General features: G+C 66.5%; 22 protein-coding genes, 1 tRNA gene and 1 other RNA gene. 14 read left to right on the top strand and 10 right to left on the bottom strand.

From position 1 onward, the window contains the following. Nucleotides 1-100 precede the first annotated feature (100 nt). The gene (locus AB0O89_RS14540) at nucleotides 101-469 is read left to right on the top strand and encodes a rhodanese-like domain-containing protein (RefSeq protein ID WP_363499016.1); all 369 of its coding nucleotides are present in this window, start codon (nucleotides 101-103) and stop codon (nucleotides 467-469) included. Nucleotides 470-474: 5 nt separating this feature from the next. Here the strand turns inward: AB0O89_RS14540 and AB0O89_RS14535 are convergent, their stop codons facing one another. Continuing rightward, nucleotides 475-1,794 carry an MFS transporter gene (locus AB0O89_RS14535; RefSeq protein ID WP_363499013.1) on the bottom strand — a complete coding sequence of 440 codons (1,320 nt, stop codon included), beginning with the start codon at nucleotides 1,792-1,794 and terminating at the stop codon, nucleotides 475-477. A gap of 25 nt (nucleotides 1,795-1,819) precedes the next feature. Here AB0O89_RS14535 and prfB point away from each other — a divergent pair, with 25 nt between their 5' ends. The 5 genes from prfB (at nucleotide 1,820) to smpB (ending at nucleotide 6,020) form a co-directional block, all read left to right on the top strand. Next, nucleotides 1,820-2,932, top strand: coding sequence for a peptide chain release factor 2 (gene prfB, locus AB0O89_RS14530; RefSeq protein WP_363499010.1), 1,113 nt, complete (start codon nucleotides 1,820-1,822; stop codon nucleotides 2,930-2,932). Nucleotides 2,933-3,043: 111 nt separating this feature from the next. After that, nucleotides 3,044-4,213 (top strand): cell division ATP-binding protein FtsE, encoded by a 1,170-nt coding sequence (ftsE, locus tag AB0O89_RS14525; protein ID WP_363499007.1) that lies wholly within the window; start codon nucleotides 3,044-3,046, stop codon nucleotides 4,211-4,213. Beyond that, nucleotides 4,210-5,124, top strand: coding sequence for a permease-like cell division protein FtsX (ftsX, locus tag AB0O89_RS14520; protein WP_363499004.1), 915 nt, complete (start codon nucleotides 4,210-4,212; stop codon nucleotides 5,122-5,124). Before ftsE ends, ftsX begins: the two co-directional genes overlap by 4 nt. Nucleotides 5,125-5,148: 24 nt before the next feature. Continuing rightward, a complete protein-coding gene (locus AB0O89_RS14515) occupies nucleotides 5,149-5,481 on the top strand; it encodes a hypothetical protein (RefSeq protein ID WP_363499001.1) in 333 nt (110 codons plus the stop codon). 62 nt (nucleotides 5,482-5,543) lie between these two features. After that, entirely contained in the window at nucleotides 5,544-6,020 is a 477-nt protein-coding gene (smpB, locus tag AB0O89_RS14510; protein ID WP_341578774.1) for an SsrA-binding protein SmpB, read from the top strand. Nucleotides 6,021-6,032: 12 nt separating this feature from the next. Here the strand turns inward: smpB and AB0O89_RS14505 are convergent, their stop codons facing one another. After that, nucleotides 6,033-6,692 carry an SIMPL domain-containing protein gene (locus AB0O89_RS14505; RefSeq protein ID WP_363498998.1) on the bottom strand — a complete coding sequence of 220 codons (660 nt, stop codon included), beginning with the start codon at nucleotides 6,690-6,692 and terminating at the stop codon, nucleotides 6,033-6,035. A 182-nt stretch (nucleotides 6,693-6,874) separates the two neighbouring features. Between AB0O89_RS14505 and ssrA the strand changes: the two genes are divergently transcribed. The 3 genes from ssrA (at nucleotide 6,875) to AB0O89_RS14490 (ending at nucleotide 8,610) form a co-directional block, all read left to right on the top strand. After that, nucleotides 6,875-7,246, top strand: a transfer-messenger RNA (tmRNA) gene (gene ssrA / locus AB0O89_RS14500). Between the two features lie 119 nt (nucleotides 7,247-7,365). Continuing rightward, entirely contained in the window at nucleotides 7,366-8,208 is an 843-nt protein-coding gene (locus tag AB0O89_RS14495) for a sulfurtransferase (RefSeq protein ID WP_363498995.1), read from the top strand. Between the two features lie 60 nt (nucleotides 8,209-8,268). Then, complete coding sequence (locus AB0O89_RS14490; protein WP_363498992.1) at nucleotides 8,269-8,610, top strand: YciI family protein; 342 nt, start codon at nucleotides 8,269-8,271, stop codon at nucleotides 8,608-8,610. Nucleotides 8,611-8,625: 15 nt separating this feature from the next. On the opposite strand, the gene AB0O89_RS14485 is transcribed toward AB0O89_RS14490, so the two are convergent. Continuing rightward, nucleotides 8,626-9,948 carry an NAD(P)/FAD-dependent oxidoreductase gene (locus AB0O89_RS14485; protein WP_363498989.1) on the bottom strand — a complete coding sequence of 441 codons (1,323 nt, stop codon included), beginning with the start codon at nucleotides 9,946-9,948 and terminating at the stop codon, nucleotides 8,626-8,628. A gap of 42 nt (nucleotides 9,949-9,990) precedes the next feature. Continuing rightward, nucleotides 9,991-11,685 carry an AarF/UbiB family protein gene (locus AB0O89_RS14480; protein WP_363498986.1) on the bottom strand — a complete coding sequence of 565 codons (1,695 nt, stop codon included), beginning with the start codon at nucleotides 11,683-11,685 and terminating at the stop codon, nucleotides 9,991-9,993. A 56-nt stretch (nucleotides 11,686-11,741) separates the two neighbouring features. Here AB0O89_RS14480 and AB0O89_RS14475 point away from each other — a divergent pair, with 56 nt between their 5' ends. Both AB0O89_RS14475 and AB0O89_RS14470 read left to right on the top strand, forming a co-directional pair. Further along, nucleotides 11,742-12,086: a hypothetical protein gene (locus AB0O89_RS14475; protein WP_363498983.1), complete on the top strand. Its 345-nt coding sequence runs from the start codon at nucleotides 11,742-11,744 to the stop codon at nucleotides 12,084-12,086. Next, nucleotides 12,083-12,607, top strand: coding sequence for a hypothetical protein (locus AB0O89_RS14470; protein WP_363498980.1), 525 nt, complete (start codon nucleotides 12,083-12,085; stop codon nucleotides 12,605-12,607). Before AB0O89_RS14475 ends, AB0O89_RS14470 begins: the two co-directional genes overlap by 4 nt. A 1-nt stretch (nucleotide 12,608) precedes the next feature. Here the strand turns inward: AB0O89_RS14470 and AB0O89_RS14465 are convergent, their stop codons facing one another. The 5 genes from AB0O89_RS14465 to AB0O89_RS14445 form a co-directional block, all read right to left on the bottom strand. Further along, the gene (locus AB0O89_RS14465) at nucleotides 12,609-13,190 is read right to left on the bottom strand and encodes a hypothetical protein (protein WP_363498977.1); all 582 of its coding nucleotides are present in this window, start codon (nucleotides 13,188-13,190) and stop codon (nucleotides 12,609-12,611) included. Beyond that, a complete protein-coding gene (locus tag AB0O89_RS14460) occupies nucleotides 13,187-13,537 on the bottom strand; it encodes a hypothetical protein (protein WP_363498974.1) in 351 nt (116 codons plus the stop codon). Before AB0O89_RS14460 ends, AB0O89_RS14465 begins: the two co-directional genes overlap by 4 nt. Next, complete coding sequence (locus tag AB0O89_RS14455; RefSeq protein WP_363498971.1) at nucleotides 13,534-15,327, bottom strand: TIGR03767 family metallophosphoesterase; 1,794 nt, start codon at nucleotides 15,325-15,327, stop codon at nucleotides 13,534-13,536. The genes AB0O89_RS14460 and AB0O89_RS14455 overlap by 4 nt, the downstream gene beginning before the upstream one ends. A 74-nt stretch (nucleotides 15,328-15,401) precedes the next feature. After that, on the bottom strand, nucleotides 15,402-15,983 hold the full coding sequence (locus tag AB0O89_RS14450) for a hypothetical protein (RefSeq protein ID WP_300593266.1): 582 nt from the start codon (nucleotides 15,981-15,983) through the stop codon (nucleotides 15,402-15,404). Next, nucleotides 15,980-16,801 (bottom strand): inositol monophosphatase family protein, encoded by an 822-nt coding sequence (locus tag AB0O89_RS14445; protein ID WP_363499019.1) that lies wholly within the window; start codon nucleotides 16,799-16,801, stop codon nucleotides 15,980-15,982. Before AB0O89_RS14445 ends, AB0O89_RS14450 begins: the two co-directional genes overlap by 4 nt. 124 nt (nucleotides 16,802-16,925) lie before the next feature. Here AB0O89_RS14445 and AB0O89_RS14440 point away from each other — a divergent pair. The 3 genes from AB0O89_RS14440 (at nucleotide 16,926) to AB0O89_RS14430 (ending at nucleotide 19,012) form a co-directional block, all read left to right on the top strand. Then, a tRNA-Lys gene (locus AB0O89_RS14440) sits at nucleotides 16,926-17,001 on the top strand. 338 nt (nucleotides 17,002-17,339) lie between these two features. Beyond that, the gene (locus tag AB0O89_RS14435; RefSeq protein WP_363498968.1) at nucleotides 17,340-18,578 is read left to right on the top strand and encodes a S1 family peptidase; all 1,239 of its coding nucleotides are present in this window, start codon (nucleotides 17,340-17,342) and stop codon (nucleotides 18,576-18,578) included. After that, nucleotides 18,572-19,012: a hypothetical protein gene (locus tag AB0O89_RS14430; protein WP_363498965.1), complete on the top strand. Its 441-nt coding sequence runs from the start codon at nucleotides 18,572-18,574 to the stop codon at nucleotides 19,010-19,012. The genes AB0O89_RS14435 and AB0O89_RS14430 overlap by 7 nt, the downstream gene beginning before the upstream one ends. Before the next feature lie 20 nt (nucleotides 19,013-19,032). Here AB0O89_RS14430 and AB0O89_RS14425 read toward each other — a convergent pair whose 3' ends face one another. Further along, nucleotides 19,033-19,437, bottom strand: coding sequence for a hypothetical protein (locus AB0O89_RS14425; protein ID WP_363498962.1), 405 nt, complete (start codon nucleotides 19,435-19,437; stop codon nucleotides 19,033-19,035). Nucleotides 19,438-19,870: the final 433 nt, after the last annotated feature.

Here is a 19,870-nt window from a genome sequence, read left to right as displayed (position 1 = left end):
TCGGAACGGCACCCACATGACAGCCATACCCGGCACCCCTGGGGTGGTCAGAAGCCTACGACGCCCCCGAAACCACCACTCAACAAAGTAAGGACACCTCATGCGCCGCATCCGTCTTGCCCTGGCCGCACTGGCCGCCGTTGTTCTCGCGACGAGCCTCGCGGCCTGCTCGGCGACGCCATCGGTCGAGGTTCCTGACGGTGCCGTCATCATCGACGTGCGGACGCCCGACGAGTATGCCGAGGGGCACCTCGAGGGTGCGATCAACGTCAACCTGCAGTCGGGTTCGTTCGAGCAGCAAATTGCCGAGCAGCCCCTCGACGGCACCTACATCGTGTACTGCCGCACCGGAAACCGGTCGGCACAGGCCGTCGCGATCATGACGGACCTCGGCTTCACGGATGTCACCGATGCCGGCGGCGTCAGTGACGCGTCAGTTGCGACCGGCATCCCGATCGTCACCGACTGACCTGCTCAGCCCGCGCGACCCGACCGCGGCACGAACCGGGGAACCCAGCGCACGAAGGCGGCCGCGCCCAGGAGCCCGAGTACACCGACCGCGCCGGTTGCCACCGACAGGGTCGAGACCGCCGCGATCCCCGAGACGAGCAGCGGTGCTGCGGCCCCACCGGCGTCGGTGAACATGCGCCACGACCCGAGGAACGGGGCGGGGTCCGTGCGCGGGGCGACGTCGGCGCCGAGGGTGAGCAGGATGCCGCTGGACAGCCCATTGCCGACACCCAGGACCGCGGCGAACATCGCGAACCACATCGCCGACGAGTCGAGGTCGTGCGTGAAGGCGAGTGCGAGGAATCCGAGGCCCATCAGCAGCATCGCGGGAAGGGCTGCCCACAGCCGTCCGAAGCGGTCCATGACCTGGCCGCTCGCATAGAAGAGGGCGAAATCGATCGCGCCCGAGACGCCGACGACGAGCGCAATGGTCTGCGCGTCGAGCCCGATCGACACGCCCCACAGTGGCAGAACCACCTGACGGGCAGATCGCACCGCAGCCAGCGACGCCGCAGCAACCCCGAGCCGTGACAGGACGGCCCGGTAGCGCCAGGCGACGGCGAAGACGCTCTCGCGGCTCCCCGGAACCCGGATGCTGCCGGTGATCGCCTCGCCCGTGTCCTCTTCATCGAGTTCTTCTCGGGTCTTCTCCGCAGCCGCATCCGATTCGGCATCCGTCTCGACCGCCGCGAACTGCTGCTCGGGGTCTGCCCCGAACACGACGAGAACGACGGTGGCGAGAAGGCATACACCGAAGAACCAGATAGCCGCGTGCTCGTCACCGAACGCGGCCAGAAGCGCAGCCGCCACGAACGGTCCCACGAACATCCCGAGCCGGAACGTGCCACCCAGCAGCGACATGGCGCGCGAGCGAAATGAGAGCGGCACGCGTGTGGTCATGAACGAGTGACGGGCGAGACCGAACGCCGCCGCGCACAGTCCGATGAGCAGCACGGATGCCGCGAACACGCCGAGCGCGGGCGCGATGATCATCCCCACCACTCCCACCATGGCCAGCCCGCCGGCAACGGCCATCGTGATGCGTTCGCCGAAACGCGCGACGGCCCAGCCTGCCGGCAGGTTTCCCGCGAGCTGCCCGACCACGAGAGCCGATGCGACCAGCGCGGCGCCCGCGACGTCAGCGCCCAACTGTGCCGCGATCACCGGGATGAGGGGGATGACGGCGCCCTCGCCCAGAGCAAACAGCACCGTCGGGAGGTAGACCATGGGCCCGAATCGCCACAGCACGTCCCGCGCGCGGATCGGGGCGGGAGGATCGGACATCGGTTCCACGTTAGTCTGGACTGTCATGCTCGAACTCGATCTGTCCGCCGACATCCAGGCCTTGCGCTCCACTTTCAACGACATTCAGTCTGTCGTCGACGTCGATGCGCTTGCCGCAGAGATCGCGCGACTGAGCGAAGAGGCCGGCGCGCCCGACCTCTGGGACGACCCCGAGCAGGCGCAGAAGGTCACGAGTGCCCTGAGCCACCGGCAGGCCGAGATGTCTCGCATCACGGCAGTCGCCCAGCGGCTCGACGACCTCGAAGTGCTGGTTGAGCTTGCCAACGAGATGGAAGACGAGGAGTCGGCCGCCGAAGCGCGACGCGAACTTGTCGACCTCGAGAAGGTCATCGGCGACCTCGAGGTGCAGACCCTCCTCGACGGCGAGTACGACGACCGGTCCGCCGTCGTGACGATCCGCTCGGGCGCCGGCGGCGACGACGCCACCGACTTCGCCGAGATGCTCATGCGCATGTACCTGCGGTGGGCAGAGCGCCACAAGTACCCCGTGAAGGTCATGGACACCTCCTACGCCGAGGGCGCCGGCATCAAGTCGGCGACGTTCGAGATCGACGCGCCCTACGCCTACGGCACGCTCTCGGTCGAGGCCGGCACCCACCGTCTTGCGCGGATCAGCCCGTTCGGCGCGGCTGACAAGCGGCAGACCTCGTTCGCGGCTGTCGAGGTCATTCCTGTCATGGAAGAGGCGGTCGAGGTCGACATCCCCGAGGGTGACATTCGTGTCGATGTCTTCCGCTCGTCCGGTCCCGGTGGTCAGTCGGTGAACACGACCGACTCGGCCGTTCGTATCACCCACATCCCGACCGGGATCGTGGTGTCGATGCAGAACGAGAAGAGCCAGATCCAGAATCGCGCCGCCGCCATGCGCGTTCTGCAGACGCGCCTGCTGCTGCTCAAGCGCGAAGAAGAAGCGGCTAAGAAGAAGGAACTGGCCGGCACGATCACGGCCAGCTGGGGCGACCAAATGCGCTCCTACTTCCTCTACGGCCAGCAGCTGGTCAAGGACTTGCGCACCGGTCACGAGGTCGGAAACCCCGCTGTCGTCTTCGACGGCGACCTCGACGGTTTCATCGCGGCGGGCATCCGCTGGCGCAAGCGCAAGGATGACGACGACTGACGCTTCGCTCTCGCGCCGATGGCCGCGAGCCTGAACGTTCTCGATGAAGACTGCGCCGCCACGGGTGTCGCACCCGGCGGTGCTCGCCTGCGCGCTTAGGCTCAGATCGCCATGATCCGGTTCGAGAACGTCACCAAGCGATACCGGGGCACCGCGAAACCCGCCCTCGACCAGGTGAGCTTCGAAGTGCTCCGCGGCGAGTTCGTGTTCCTCGTGGGTGCGTCGGGATCGGGTAAGTCATCCTGTCTGCGCCTCATTCTGCGAGAGGACATCGCCACGTCCGGCAATGTCCTTGTGCTGGGGCGCGACCTGCGCACCCTCGCCAACCGCAAGGTGCCCTACTTCCGCCGTCACGTCGGAGCCGTCTTCCAAGACTTCCGGCTGCTGCCGAACAAGACGGTGTTTCAGAACGTCGCCTTCACGCTGCAGGTCATCGGTTCCTCGCGCGGCTTCATCAAGCAGGCAGTTCCCGAGGCGCTTGCCCTGGTCGGGCTCGCCGATAAGCAGAAGCGGATGCCGCACGAACTCTCGGGTGGTGAGCAGCAGCGTGTGGCGATCGCCCGTGCGCTGGTGAACCGCCCCCAGGTGCTGCTGGCAGACGAGCCCACCGGAAACCTCGACCCGGCGACATCCATCGACATCATGCAGTTGCTCGCGCGGATCAACGCCGGCGGCACCACGATCGTCATGGCAACCCACGAAGCGGGCTTCGTCGATCAGATGAAGCGGCGCGTCATCGAGCTGCGCGGCGGCCAGATGATGCGTGACGAGCGCCACGGTGGCTACGGCGACACGTCGGGTCTGCCGCGGCTTCAGCCCGAGCAGGTGCGCGGTGCGGCTGCGGCTGCTGCGCTCACCGCGGTCCTCGAACTGCAGCGTGAGGTCGGCATCGAGCCGACAGTGACGGATGCCGAGATCGCCGTCGCCGCGGCAGTGGATGTTGCCGACGACCCATCGACGGCGTCTGTGGGCTCCGCCCTCGCTGAGGTGCGCCCGGCTCCCGTCGACCCCGATGTGCCGGCCCCGGCCGTTGCAGAGGCTCCGGTGGAGGCGGCTCCGGCACCTTCGCCCGAAGAGCGACCCGCATCCGCGCCGAATGCACCGTCGGTGCCGCCCGAATGGCAGGTCTCCGCGGCGCAGTCCGCAGCAGCTCCGCGACCCACGACGCAGCCTGTGCCTGTCATCGACATCCCCGAAGTCGAGGTCGAAGAGCTGGGGCTGGCAGAGCGGCTGGGGTTGGCCGGCGAGCACGGCGATGATGAAGTCGGGCCCACCTCATGAGGGCCGGGCTCGTCTTCGGTGAGGCGCTGAGCGGCCTGCGCCGCAATGCGTCGATGGTGATCTCCGTCGTCTTGGTGACCTTTGTCTCTCTGACCTTCGTCGGCGCTGCGATGCTCATGCAGCTGCAGATCGGCACGATGCGCACCTTCTGGGCCGATCGCGCCCAGGTGCAGATCTACATGTGCAGCTCCCTGTCGCAGGTTCCCACCTGCGCAAACGGAGTCGCGACGCAGGAGCAGATCGACGGCGTCCGAGCCAAACTCGATTCGGATTCGCTTGCTCCCCTGATCAGTGACCTGCAGTTCGATAGCGCCGAGCAGGCCTACCAGGATGCGATCGATCTGCTCGGAGAGGAGTATGACGGCATCCTCACCGCCGACCAGATCGGTGCGCAGTTCCGAATCACGCTCGCAGACCCGACCAAGTCAGCAGTGATCTCCGAGGCGTTCTCGGGATCGGACGGGGTGGAAGAGGTCAAGGACCAGCTGCAATACCTCGAGCCGTTGTTCTCTGCGCTGACCGTCGCGACATACGTCGCCGTCGGGATCGCGGGGCTCATGCTCATCGCGGCCGTGTTGCTCATCTCGACGACGATCCGCTTGGCGGCGTATGCGCGAAGACGCGAACTCGGCATCATGCGGCTCGTCGGAGCATCCAATCGGTTCATCCAAACGCCCTTCATCCTCGAGGGTGTGTTCGCTGCGCTCATCGGCTCGGTACTGGCGAGCGTCGCCGTCGTAGCCGGAGTGCAGTTCGGTGTGCAGGACTACCTGCGTTCACGCATCCCGTTCGTGGCGACCTGGGTCGATACCGCCGATGTGCTGGTGGTCATTCCCGTCCTCATCGGGATCGGCATCGTGCTCGCCGCGCTCTCGGCGGGCTTCGCGATCCGGCGCTGGCTTCGGGCCTAGTCGGCGGGAGCGAGGAGAACAGCGATGGCGCAGAATCCGCGAGCAGCACAACCAGTAGGGTCAGCGCCGTCATGGGGGATTGCGGGCATCATCCTCGGGCTCGGTCCGCTGCTGCTGTTCGGTGTGGCCGCGGCTGCAAACCTCGGCGGCCCGCTCATCTCGGTTGCCGTGTTCGGGATTCCGGTTCTCGCGACGACCGTGTTCGCCGTGCTCGTCATCCGTCGCCTGCTGCGCGCCCGGCAGATCGGCTGGGGGTACACGGTCGCTGCGGTCACGATCTTCGCCGGCGTTGTCGGATACCTGTTGTGGCTCTTCCTTGCCCTGCTGGCGATCCAGTTCGGCAACGGGCCGGCCTGACCCGCTGACTGCCGCGCGGCCCGCGCTTGGTACACTGGTGGGCTGCGTCGAAAGGAGGAGCCATGCCACGCGAACGCGGAGAGAAGGTCATCGCGACCAATCGTCGGGCGCGCCACGACTACTCCATCGAGAAGACGTATGAAGCGGGCCTCGTGCTCACCGGCACCGAAGTGAAGTCGCTGCGCCAGGGACGCGCCAACCTCACCGACGGTTACGCGTACATCGACGGCGGTCAGGCGTTTCTGGATGCCGTGCATATCCCCGAGTACTCGCAGGGGCACTGGACCAATCACGCGGCCAAGCGGGTGCGCAAGCTTCTGCTGCACAAGGACGAGATCATCAAGCTCAGCCACGCCGTCTCGGCTGGCGGATACACGCTCATCCCGATGAAGCTCTACTTCTCGGACGGGCGCGCCAAGGTCGAGATCGCGGTGGCCAAGGGTAAGGCCGAGTACGACAAGCGTCAGACGCTGCGTGAGCGCCAAGACAAGCGCGAGGCCGAGCGCGCCATGCGCACCAAGAACCGCCTGGGGGAGTAGCGGTGCGCCCGGTCAGCGGGCGCTGAAGCGCGCTTCGACGGCTGCGGACACGACGATGTCAGCAGGTTCTAGCGTCAAGGATGAACTCGCATCCATCGCGAATGCCGCCTTCATCATGCGAGGCGCTGGCACGCTGGGCGCTTCGCCGCCGCGCAGCAGTCCGACATCGGCGATCTCGATCGGGGTGATCTCGGTCCGCCCGATAGCCGCCGCGTAGGCGGTCGCGCGAGAGAGCGCGACACGCACCGCCTCCGCAGCCACCTGCGCCTCGGTCGCCGTTGCCGTGGCCTGAGTAAGAAGCCAGTCCACCCCCGCGATCTGGATGTCGTCCTTCTCCGCGATCGTGCTCAGCCAGTCGGCGATAGCGTCGAGGTCCGCGAACGTCGCCGACACTTCGAGCGAGGCATGGTGCACCAGCGGGAGCTGCGCACCCTCCGCGTTCCAGGGACGCTCAGCGTGGACCATGAGTCGACCGGTGGACCACTCGCGCACCTGACCGGAGTCCTGGCGTACCGTCAGATCTGCGCGCAGGCTGCTGACGGCATCCGTCGCACGTGCCATCACGTCGGTGCGATCGTGCCCCTCGGTGCGGACAGCGAGCCGCGCGACGGCTTCCTCGGGAGTGATCCGGGTCTCGGACTCGCCGCGGACAGTGATCGTGACATCGCTCATGGGGTGAGGCTACGCGGGCGGGCTGGACACGCGCTTGGCGTTCGAGAACAGTGCTTCGGAATGCGCAGGATGCGGCATCCGTTGTATCCTGTAACGCTCGGGTGCTTTGCATCCTGAACCTTCGAAACTCCACAGTGTGACAGCGGCCCCTCATCGAGGGAACAGCCTCAACAGAGGCACATGGGGATGATCGGTTTCGACATCGTCTGCGAATTCGCGAGAAGCGGGCCGAGGATGCGGGGTTATCTCGTAAACGCCCCCTGCAAACAAATAACTGCCAATAAGAAGCAGTCTGACTTCGCCCTCGCTGCCTAAGCAGCGAGCCCGAGTCCGTTAGCCCGTAGGCGATCCCGCTACGGTTCCTAGCGTCATCTAAGGGATCTTGCTGCGTGACGGCGCCTGGACGTCACGCGGGACTTCTCCCAGGCTGGGCTTGTCGACTTAGGTGTCTGTGACAAAGGTCGGAGCCGAGCAGAACGCCTTCACAGAATGCGCCCGGAGAAGGCGCGATGACCCAGCGATGGACGGGGGTTCGATTCCCCCCATCTCCACCACGGCACACAGAAGATGGATGCCGAAGCCGCTGTCACACTGTTGGATTAAGCCTCTCGGAGCGCGCGATTGCGCCGGTCCGGGAGGCTCTTCGTTTTCCCGTGCGTGCGAGGATGCTGATATGCCCGGCTCTCCGCTCATCTCGGCCCACGAACTTCACGATCTGCTCGAGGCCGGGGTCGGCATCCGTCTTCTCGACGTTCGCTACCGCCTCGACAAGCCAGACGGTCGCGACGACTACCGTGCGGGGCACCTCCCGGGTGCCGTGTACGTCGACATGGACACTGAACTCGCCACGCACGGCGCGCCCTCCAAGGGCCGACACCCTCTGCCGTCGCGGGAGACGCTGCAGGATGCCGCCCGCCGCTGGGGTCTGCACGCGGGCGAGTCGGTGGTCGTTTACGACGACTACCGCTCGGTCTCGGCGGCGCGCGCCTGGTGGTTGCTTCGGGGCGCCGGGGTGAGTGACATCCGTGTTCTCGATGGCGGCCTGTCGGCGTGGAGTTCGGCTGGGCTTCCGCTCGAGACGGGCGACGTGTCACCCGAACCAGGATCGATTGTGTTCGACCGTGTGGAAGAGGGGATCTCGATCGATGAGGCTGCAGCCTGGCCGCAGCAGGGAGTACTGCTCGACGCGCGTGCGCCGGAGCGCTACCGCGGAGAGTCCGAGCCGTTCGATCCCATCGCCGGGCACATCCCGGGCGCGGTGAACCTGCCCGCCGATGTGGTGCTCGATGGGGCGAACTTCGCGTCACCCGCGACGATTCGCGCAGCGTTCGAGAGTGTCGGAGTAAGCGACCTCACATCGGTCGCTGCGTATTGCGGGTCGGGCCTCACGGCGGCGCACACGGCGCTTGCGGGAGCGGTGGCAGGCGTGGAGGTCGCCGTGTACCCCGGCTCGTGGAGCCAGTGGTCCAACACGGCTGGCCGCCCCGTCGCGACAGGCGCCGAGCCGGGAGCCTGACGACCACGCACGGCAGCGCCAGGGCTGGATCGCGATCACGCCCGGTGTCACACTGCTCGCATGACGAAGTTCATGATCTCGTTCCCGAGCTCGGCGATGGTGGTTCCCGACGACGAGTGGGAAGCCGTGGGAGATGCGGCGCATGCCGTGATCCGGGAGGCGAAGGCTGCTGGCGTGTACGTCTTCGGTGGCGGTGTCAACGAGAGCATCGCGCCGGTCACCGTCGACGGCGATGGCGTCGTGACTGAGGGCACCTATCCGAGCACAGGTGACATGTTCGGCGGCTACACCATCATCGAGGTCCCGACAGCCGCCGAGGCTTACGAGTGGGCCGCGAAGATCGCTGTCGCGTGCCGCTGCCCGCAGGAAGTGCGCGAGTTCCAGTACGACCCGGAGTCCTGAGGGCCTGCATGCGCGTCAGCTCCAGAGGGTCTCGATAGGGATGTCGTGACCGGCGATCCTCTCGGCGGCGCGATGGCCCGACAGCATCGCTGCGGGGACTGTCGCGGGGTCGTCGGTCCAGGTCGCCTCGCCCGCCAGGTGCAGCACGCCACCGATCGGAGTGGCGAGATCGTCGTGGTCGGCGGTGGTCGAACCGAGCGTCATGTAGGCGTACGATCCGCGCGCGAACGGATCGTCGTGCCAGGACGTGATCGCGACGCTGGTGGGCTCGACGACGCGATCGCCATACAGCCGGCGAAGCTGCGTCAAGATGTCGGCGACGATGCGCTCGGCATCCCACCCGGCGACCTCGCGCGCCGTGGGGCCGGCTGCGAAGGTCAGCAGCGTCGGCGTCCCGTGGAGCGCGGTCAGGTCGTACCAGGAGTGCCAGGCCCGGCTCTCCGGGCCCTGCTGGCGGATGGCGTACACACCCTCGTCCCAGAACTTCGTCGGGAAGCGAAGGAACACCTTCTCGAACGCGTTCATCGTCAGGCGTGACAGTGCGCCCGCGACGGGCTCGGGAAGCGGGGGGCTGATGACGAACTCGTCCGACCGCAAGACCCCCACAGGAACCGTGACCACAGCGGAGTCGCCGCCGAACAAGCCGTTCGACGTCGACACCACGACCCCGTCATCCGACCAGTCGACGCTCGTGACAACGTGTTCGAGACGGATGTCGAGCCCGTCGGCCAGCCGCGTCGCGAGCACGTCGTAGCCGTCCGGGAAGACGACCTCGTCGCCCTCGATCGCGTCGTCGTCGAGGCCGTGGGCTGCGAGATCCTCGATCCAGGCGCCGTACTGCTCCTCGGCCCGGTGCTCCAGGTATTCCCGCACCCGCTGGGTCCGCTCGGCATCCCAGCCTTGGTCGTTGAGTGCTTGCTCGGTGACGTCGCGGTACGAGGCGTCGGGCGCGGATGCCGCAATCACCGCGAGCAACGCCGCGTCGACTGTGTGTACGTCGTCCGCGAAGGCGCGGGCCTCAGCATCCGAGAGTCGCACGCCGTCCGGGCCGTAGTAGGCAATCGGTCGGCTGTCGGGCTGGTAACCGCCGACGGTGAACTCCACCGTGCGCATCCCGAACGCCTCGGCCGCAGCGGCGACGGGGCTGTCGGTGACGCCGTGGATCCAGGAGGCGCCGAGATCAGTCACCTCACCATCTGTGCGATCGGTCTGCACGCGACCGCCGACGCGGTCCCTCGCCTCAAGGATGACGACGTTGCGGCCAGAGGCAGCGAGCAATCGTGCGGCGGTGAGCCCCGCAATCCCGGCGCCGATGACGACGGTGTCAAAGCGTTCCATGCCCTGATTCTGCACTGTTCGGGTGCTCACGGGCAGCAGGTGTCAGGGGTGGCGTCCGAGCAGAGCGTCCACGGTCGCCGTGACGAAGGAGGCCGCGGCCCCGAGCGCCAACGCGACCCCGGCGGCAACGGGGGAGAGCGAGCCGCCCTCGAACGGTGGAAGCACGAACATCACGAACGACGCGACGGTCAGCATCCCGCCGAGGACCACGGTCGAGACGCGACGGATGACGCCCGTGACGACGCGGCGATCGCGATCGTCGGCGAACAGGCGGATCTTGACGGTGAGTTTGCCGTCGGCAAGATCGCCGACGATGGTCTCGATCCGATCGGGAAGCCGCCGGAGGCGCGGGAACGCGCCGAGCGCGGAGCGCCCGATCGCCCCAGCCAAGGCCCGCGGGCGCAGCTGCGACAGGATGAGCGCCTGCGCGGCATCCCGGGACTCGCCGATGACATCCATCGTCGGTGCGGCAGTGCGGAGGGTCCCCTCGAGGATCGCGAAGGCGCGGCCAGCGGCGACCAGGTCGGCGGGAAGCGCGGTGCCGTACCGGGTGAAGAGGTCGCTGGCGTTGTCGATCGTGCGCAAGGTGACCCGGGACCCGCTGCCGAGATCGTGGGTCACGAACTCCGCCAGCGCACGGCGGAACGCCGGCTCATCGGCGGGGTTTGCCAGCGGCATGATCGCCAGCGCGGCATCCGCAACGCGTCGGGTGTCGCCCTGCAGGAACGCGATCGCGAGGTCTTGCACCGTCTGACGCAGATCCCGGTCGAGCCGCCCCACCGAACCGAAGTCGATGAGTGCCGGCGTGCCCTCGGGGTCGATGATGACGTTTCCCGGATGCAGGTCGGCGTGAAAGACGCCGTCGATCACGAGCTGGCGCAAGAAGCTGCGCAGAACGGTGCGCAGGGCATCCTCGATCTCGTCGGTCTGTCCCTCCCGCCTCAGGGCGGTGATCGTCTCGCCGTCGATGAACTCCATCGTGAGGACGCGATCGGTGGACAGATCGGGGAAGATCCGCGGGATGCGCACCTCGTCGCGTGCCGATTTCGCCGACTGGGCGAGACTTTCGAGGTTGCTCGCCTCGCGCGCGAAATCGGCCTGATTGCGCAGGTCTTGGGCGTACTGCTTCGCGATGTCGAGCGCACCGAACTGGCGGGCCTGCTTGATGCGACGGGTAGCCCAGCCCGCCAGGCGCAGCATGATGTCGATGTCGCAGTCCAGCAGGGCACGGATGCCGGGACGCTGCACCTTCACGGCCACGACGCTGCCGTCATCCAGCGTCGCCCGGTGGACCTGGGCGATGGATGCCGCAGCCAGCGGCTCCACGTCGAAGGTCGCGAAGCGGCTGCGACGCTCGCCGAGTTCGCGCTCGAGGAGTTCCTCGATCTGCGCGGCCGGAGCGGGATTGACTTCCTTCTGCAGGCGCGAGAGCTCGCGCACCCACTCGGTCGGCAGGATGTCGTCGCGTGTCGAGAGGAGCTGACCGGCCTTGATGAACCCGCCGCCTGCCTCTTCGAGCGCTTCGCGGAGGCCGCGTGCCTGGCGGGCGCGAACCTCGGCCGTCGCGGGGTCGTAGCTGAAGTCGAGCTTGCGGAAGGGGAGGAGGCCATGGCGCCGGGCCAACCCCCAGATCTGCCGGAACCGTGCGCGGCGCTGCCGCCAGGTCAGGGGCTTCTCACCCGCTGCCGCAGCGGCGAGGTCGGAAAACCGAGGTGGCGCAAACAGCGACGAGCTCACGGTTCGATTCTTCCGTGTCTTGCGGTGCCCCGGGTCAACCGGGTTACGGTGGGGCGATGACCGATACGAAGACGCAGGTCGGGGTGCGTTGGAATCGGGCGTGGACGTCGCCGTCGGCGGTTTTCGCGTTCGGCGTTCTGATCATCCCGGGACTCTTGAGCATCGCCGCGAACTCGTGGAGCGAGCCGGATGCCGCTGACTACGTTCGCATGGCTTTCGCGACGGTGATCGGCGCCAGCGTCGCCATCGTGACCGTCGTCGGACTTTGGGTCTTCTTCCTGCGACGCCGCAGCCCGTACCTGTTCTGGTACACGCTGGGCGCTGTTGTTGTGGTGGCGATGCAGGTGAGCTTCATCTTCGGTGCCGCCGACACGCTTCTCGACAGATTGGCGATGTCATGACGGATGCCGACACCCAGACATCCGTCACCGGAAACTCGGTGCTCCCCGGTGTGGAGATCATCGCCGCCATCCGCCGGGTTGCGACGGTGACCGCCCTCGCGCTCCTCGCGTACGTGACTTTTACGCGCGGCAGCGCAGGAAGGTGCGTCGGCGGAGTCCGAGCGGACGGCGGCTACATCGACGCGAACGGCGATCCGACCGACGTGGTGCCGCAGTGCATCTCGCTGACGCTGGCGCCGAGCCCGGTGGTGATCATTGCCGTCGTGCTCACCTTTATCGTCGCGCTCACTCTCGTGATTCGACGAGCGCAGACGGTTCCGGCGGCGCTGCGGATTCTCGACCGCGCGACCATTGTGATCCTCGCTATCACGGCGGTGTCGCTGGTCGTTTCGCTCGTGTGGTTCGGACTTCTCCCCATTCGCGACTGGAGCCCGGACGGCCCGTGGGAGTTCGTCTTCCCCTTCCCGTTCGGGTCGGTCGATCTCTCGATCACGCCGATGCAGGCATCCGTTAGGGGCTAAATCACGCGCGGTCGCGGCGCCGCGTCGCGAACCACGTCGCAACGATGACCGCGCCGACCAGGCCGAACACCAGCCACGTCAGAGCGGCACCGACCCAGCCGGTGACGAAGAAGCCGAACATGAGCGCTGCGAACCACAGCAGCGCCGCAAGGGCCACCGTCATGAGCGTGAGCAGGATGCCGCGCAACGGTGCACGTGCGAACAAACCGAAGCCCCAGGCGGTGCGCTGCGGAACTCCGAAGACGGCGGGCAGCATGATGGCAGCAACCGCGAGCGCCGGGATCACGAGCCATGAGGCGACCAGCGCGCTTGCTGAGACGGCGACCGTGAGCAGCAGCACCGCGAGCCATTCGCCCCAGCTCGGCCACCGCCTGCTCCCCACGAGCGCCGACCGGAACCCCGCAGCAACGAGCGCGACGCTCGCCACGACTCCGGCGAGCGAGGCGAGCGCGAGCAGCACGAAGACGACGGATGCCGCGGGCGTCACGAACGGCACCACCAGCAGCGCCTGCACCGCGGTGTTCAGTACGACGACGGGGACCCACACTCGCCAGGCGCGTCCGAGCAGCATCCACGTGCTCACAGGTCACCTCGCACTGCGTCATCCAGGATGTCCCAGTACTTCCCGCTGTAGATCGTCTCGTCGCCGACCGTCACCGTGACGGTGTCGGTTGCGTCGGAAGGCGAGGTGACGGTGATCGCCTGACCGTCTGCCGTTTCGCCCGTGCACGACACCGCCTCGCCGTCCTGCTCGCACACGGGCGCAACCAGCACGTCGATGTTCTTCGCGAGCAGGACGTCGATAGCGGCGTACCGGATCTCGGTCATGTGGTTGCCGCCGACCGGTGCCAGGGCCTCGACCTGCGAGCATCCGGCCATCGCCACCATGCTGGCCGCGAGCACGGATGCCGTGATCAGTCGCCGCTTCACAGTCCACGCTCCGTCTCATACGCCAGGATCCGAGCGTTCTCGGTCAGATGCTGCTTCTCGAGCGCGGCATCCGTGATTCGCGAGAGATCGAACGGAGCTTTCAGGAGCAGCTCGGTGTTGCGATCCAGCGGCGAGCCGCGGCGCATCATCGGGCTTTCTGCCCAGTCGTTGGAGGCGAACTCGCGCGACCGCGACGCGAGGTCGGCGACGCTGCCGCTCGACCCGGGAACGGCGGGGGAGGCGTGATCGAGCACCGTCGTGAACAGCGACAGGGTGCCGTCGCGGTTGTCGACGATCTCGACCACCTGCTGTTGCTGCGGGAAGTCGATGCACGATGCTGTCGTGATCTCCCAGAAGCCGCGCTCGCCGTCTGCGTGCGCGAGGATCTGATTCAGATGGGTATGGCCGTTCAGCCACCCGATCACGACGGGGTATTTCAGCAGCATTGCGACGAACTCTTCGGCACCGTAGAGCTTCTGCGGGTCATCGAACCGCTGCGCTTTGTTCTCGAGCGTCAGGCTGTTGTGGTGGCTGAAGATGAGCGCCAGCTTGTTCTCGGCCTGCGCCTGCTGCAGCTGCGTCTCGAGCCAGCGGAACTGCACCTCGGGCACCCCGCCGTCGGGTCCGGCGACCTGATTGCAGGTGTCGAGGCCGAAACCACGGACGTTCGGCGACAGGTCGGCAGACCACCACGTCTCGCCGGAGTCGAGGTTGTGCTGGGTGAAGCCATGCCCAACGGGTCCAGGAGTCGGTTGGGTGTTGAAGTGCTCGGCCATGAACTCGCGCTGCTCGAAGAGGTAGCGCTCGGGGCTCGCCGCGACTTCCTTGAAACCGGGCCGACCCCAGGCGAGCCCCAGCGCGTCGACGGCCTGTTGCAGGATGCCGGTCGCAGCCGCCCACCCGCCGAGCGCCATCCCCGCGGTGCCCTCGAGGGCGTAGGACTTCTGGGCGCCGATCGCCAGGGCGTGTAGCTGCGGGCTGAGGTTGAATGTGCCGAGCAGCAGTGTGTCGTGGTTGCCGTACACGGCGTACCAGGGGGCCGGCAGGCCGACGGAGTCGACGGGTTTCGCGATCGCCTGGGAGAGCAGATCCGGAAGCTGCGGGAAGCCGTAGTCGCCGAACGCTCCGCCGCTCGGGTCGCTGGGTCGGTACGCCCACGTGGCTTCGGCCCAAGCCTGCACCCCCTGGTAGCTAGAGCTCGCATAGGCAGGATCGACGCTCAGGCCGTCCATGAGATCGATGTACCACCGCAGCTCCATGTGAGAGTGCATGTCGGCGGAGTCGCCGGTGACGATCGCGGCGCTCATTGGCGCGCCCGTGAGGGGGCTGTACCGGGCATCCGAGAACGCCTGCACCATCGCCGCTGTCGCATGCGGGCTCAGGGGATCTTGCGGGTGAAAGGCCGAGCCCCACGCCGAGTGGTCTTGCACGATCATCGGTTCGATGCGGCCGGGGGACTGCGCGTCGATGACGTGCAGGTCGGAGAGGTGCCCGAGGTACAGCAGCGAGCGTCGTGCCGTCGTGCGCGCGCCCGCGGGCGCGGCACGCAGGATGTCGAGACGAGGGATGTACGGCTCGCCCGGCCCGGTCACGAGTCCCCGGTAGGACCCCTGGATGACGCTGCCCTGCAGGATCGTCTGCTGCAGGGTCGTCGGGATGCCGGCAGCGGTCTGTGCGGTGGTCTGCGCGCGCGCCGCAAGACCGCGTCCGAGCACGTCGACGTTCAGTCCGGTGGCGGCAGCGAGCGCTGCAACGCCGGTAAGGAAGTGGCGGCGGGACAGTCCGGGCATCGATGCCGTCCGTTCGGGTCAGGCGACAGTGCTCTGACTTTATCGGAACGGCGCGCGCCTCAACCGGAGCGAACTCACGCGTCGGGTCGTTCGATCAGCACGAGGCCTTGCTTGGTCAGTGCCACAGTCACCCATCCGTCGCCGAACAGGTAGGTCATGCCGTACCCGTCCTCATCGACCGCGACGGCGTATTGCGGGTCTGTCGTGATGTAGGTGCCTTGGGCGCCGTCCTCGCGCAGCCAGCCTTGACCGATGAGTTCGGTCTGCAGGCGCGTTGCCTCGCTGCTGGCGATCGGTGCCCACCCGAAGAGCAGCAGGTTGTCGGTCGCGGGCCCGTCGAAGTCCGCCCACGTGCACTGCAGGCCTCCCTCGACGACCGTCGCGCCGACGAGGAAGTCATCGGCGCGTGAGGTCCACCCGTAGCTGGTGAGTTCGTCGACCAGTGAGGCGGAGATGAGCGTGTCGCACGTCGGTGCTGATGCCTCTGCTGTTGAGCTGGGGGAGGCATCCGGGGTCTCGATCGGCCCTGCGGGCGGGGCGGATTCGGTGGTTGCCGACGTGGGCTCCGGAGTGGGGGTTGTCGAGCACGCAGCAAGGACCAGTGCCGCCAGCAGGATCGGTGCCAGCAGCGCCGCGCGCGGTGCTCGGGTTATCATGACGCCGCCTCGCCGCCACGTAGCAGGTCGATAAAGGCGTCGTGCAGGATGCCGTTCGTGGCGATCCCGGATCGATCACTCAGCGTGTGGGTTCCGTCGACAGCCGTGAACCGGCCGCCGGCCTCTTGCAGGATCGGGACGTAGGGAGCGATGTCGTACTCCTTCACACCGAACTCGGCGACCATCTCGAGGCGGCCCTCGGCCAGCAGCATGTAAGGCCAGGCGTCGCCGTATCCGCGATCACGCCATACGGCGCGGGTCAGGCGGATGAGGTCATCGACGCGGCCTACCTCGTCCCACTGCCCGATGCTCTGAAAGCTGACACTCGCCCGGTCAAGGGCGTCGACGTCGGAGACCTGCAGCCGAGTCGCCTCGCCCGATGGCGTCGCCGTCCACGCGCCGAGTCCGGTGGCGCCCCACCAGCGGCGCCCGATCGCGGGCTGGCTCACGACGCCGACGCGGGGAACGCCGTCGATCGCGAGGGCGATGAGAGTCGCCCACATGGGGATGCCCTTGAGGTAGTTGGCTGTCCCGTCGATCGGATCGATGATCCATTGCCGCGCCGCATCGCCCGACGACCCGAATTCCTCGCCGAAGATCCCGTCTGAGGGGCGTTCGGCCTCGAGGATGTCGCGGATGGCCCGCTCGGTGGCAAGGTCGGCCTCCGTCACGTGCGTGGCATCCGGTTTGACACGGATGTCGAGATCAGCCGCGTCGAACCGGGCCATCGACACCGCATCGGCGGCATCCGCGAGCCGTAGCGCGAGGTCGAGTTCCGACGAGAGATCGCCGTCGAACGGTGCGTCGAATCTGTTCATCGCGGGGGAGGACGTCACACGATCAAGGATAGGCGGCGGCGCCTCGCACGATTTCCCGGTGACGTAATCGTGATGCTAGAGTTGACCCTCGGTTCGCCGCGCAATCTGAGCGTCGTAAACCTCCGCACCTCTAGCTCAATCGGCAGAGCAACTGACTCTTAATCAGTGGGTTCAGGGTTCAAGTCCCTGGGGGTGCACCACGCAAGAAGGCCCGAGATTCCCTGGAAACACAGGGATCTCGTCAGAGAGACCCCGACTCTACCTCTCACCTCGAGGACGGTGGAGCCCGGTATTTCTCGTGTGTTCGGCGACTTCCGCGACCGCCTTCCAGCCAGACATGACGAGGAACGCAGCGGTTGAATGCCGCTCCGGCGAATCGCGGGCTGTCCTGATAGCCGCGCAGCCTCACCATGCTTCAGAGGACCCCACGGGGCGCCGCGCGTATCGCGCTGTTGGTTGCGCCGCGCGGAGTGCCGGTGGAAAGATCGCTGACAAGCATCCGCGTGCCCACACGGCGCGCGAGATCGAGGGGACGAAAGTGAAACGCCGTTACGTTGCGCTCGCGGTGGTGGTACCTGTATGGGCGCTGCTGCTACCCCTGCAGCCGGCAGTGGGAGCAGGTGACGATGGTGACGCCGGTACGTCGGAGCAGCAGCTCCCTGCTGTCGACGACATTCGATTCAGCCCGGAGGAGATGGCAGAGAGCTACAAGCTGGAAGCTCAGGCGGAGTGGCAGCCCGCGGCGGGTCGAATTGCGACGGAGATTCGCGACCTGTACCCCGATGCTTTCGTAGCGGCCAGGTCAACATTCACGACCTTCACTGTCGTGTTCGCGGGCGCGGCCCCTGAGGGTGCACTGCGGATGCTCGATTCGGTACCGGTCGACGTGGAGATCGTAGAAGGAGTCGGTGTTCCGGAGGCCACAGTCCTTGAACTCGTGGACTCCATCACCAAGACCGTCGCACCGCTGGCGGCGCCATCACAGGGATTCTCGATCTACCCGGACCCCGAAAAGAAGTCCGTCGAAGTAGAGCTCTATCCCGTGGCGGGCATGGAGCGAGCGGATGCCCCGCTGAGTGAGTTCGAGACCGCTGTTCGTGCTGCGATTGCTCAGCTCGACGCGAGAGGCGTTGTTGTCTCTGTCAGTGCTCGTGAGATGCCTGGGGGCGTCGACGACACAAGCTACGGTCAAGCGGGCGGCACACCCCTGAATCTGTCGTCAAACGGTTCTGCCGCGTGCACATCGGGGTTCGTCGTGAAGGTCAACAACGGTCCCGACCTCGGGGTGTACACATCCGCACACTGCCCCAACAATCTGAGGCAGGCGAACACCAACAGCAATCCGAACTTCAACTTCGACTTCCGCGCGGAGCACCTCGGACCCTACGGTGATCACCAATGGATGCGGAGTCCCGTGATGATGGACTTCTGGTTCCACTACAACACCGGGCTCGGGCGCCCGGTGACGGGCACGGGCTACGCCGTGGTTGGCAACTATGTCTGCAAGTACGGACGGACGACCGCGAGAACGTGCTCGACGGTGACCTCCGTCAACAACACCGTGACAACTTTGAACGGGACCGCAAGCCGGATCACGTTTGTAAGCGGAGTGATCAGCGATAGCGGAGATAGCGGGGGCCCGGTCTACGTCGGCACCGTCGCCGTAGGTTTGACGAAGGGGCGAGACCCGATGAAGAACGTCTCGTGGTTCTCGACGACGGATTGGGCGATGTTGAACCTCTCCACTCACATCTGCATTGATGGCACCTCATGCTGAGCAGACGCGCGATTCCGCTCAGGGCTTGGCCGGTCGTGGTGTTGGCACTCGCAACGGGCGTAGCGGTGAGCGGATGTTCACCGGACGGCGACGCTGTGCCGACCCCGGCCGAGACCTCTTCGGCGGTGGTCTTGGAGATTGCGACGGTTGACGGGTCGCAACTGGATGGGCATGACCTCGCGCTCAATTCCGGAACGCTTGTGGCGGTTGGCAACTGTGTAGCTCTCGATAACGGCACGGTGCTGGTCTTCCCCGACGGCGAAGCGTCCTGGGACGGAGAGACGCTCAGGTTTGGGGGCGAGGAGTTCCACCTCGGAGACGTGGTTTCTAGCGGCGGGTCACCGCTCGCAGAGCAGTTTGCGTCGATGATTCCATCCGGATGTGCCGACCTCGAACCGTGGGGAGTCGGAACGCTGGAGCTCGGGGGGTCGTGACGATACGTCGTGTGGTCGTGTCAGAACACCCCGTAGTATCCGACCCCGTTGATCGCGTCTTCCCATTCCTGGTCGGTGATTAGTTCCGCCGTCGACCAGAGATTGAACTCGGGGTCTTGCGGGGTGTTACCGATCGCGCAGACGTAGGCGGATTCACCGCCGACGAAGTTCTCTCGTGGTGGCTGCGTGTGCGGCACTTCCACAAGCCATCGGCCGCTCGGAAGTATCTCGGCTCGCGCGTGGTCCTCGTGCACCGTGATGCCCTGTGCCTCGATGTTGATGTTGAGGCCGGTGTTTGTTCGATCGACACACAGCTGCGCGAGGCTGCTGAGAGCGAACGTCGGCGTGGGGGACGGAGTCGCGGTCTCTGGCGCTAGTGGTGCTGACGCCGTGGGCGAGAGCGATCCTGTTGGCGTGGGAGACATGTCTGGCCCAGCAGGCGTGCATCCCGTGAGGAGAAGCACCGCTAGGCCGACTGTCGCAGGCCGTGAGAGTCGCATGCCCTCAACTGTATTCCCGGCCGCTAGTCGCCTTCATCAGGGGGATTGTCTCTGAGCTGTCGGTAGTAGGCGTCCTCCGCAGCGTTTGATTCGCCCTGAGTTTCGTTCCTATCGGGCGGTTTGGGAAACGGGTGTTCCCAAGGGTGTGTCGTGGCCAGCGTAGTAGTCGGCTTCGACCTCGGCGGGAGTGCGCATGTCGAGCTCTCCGTGGAGGCGCTGATTGTTCCACCACCACACGTCTCGGCCATCGCGTTATCGAAACTTTATCCGGCTAATCGGCCTTGGTGCTGGGTTTGGCCGGGTAATGCGGTCAGTCGGCGGTGAGTCGGCGGAGTTGCGCGTCGTGGTGGCGGACGGT

This window comes from Microbacterium sp. NPDC076895 (assembly GCF_040687115.1).
GTDB lineage: Bacteria > Actinomycetota > Actinomycetes > Actinomycetales > Microbacteriaceae > Microbacterium.
Note: the sequence above shows the minus strand (reverse complement) of the source record. Positions and strands in the feature narration are given on the sequence as shown.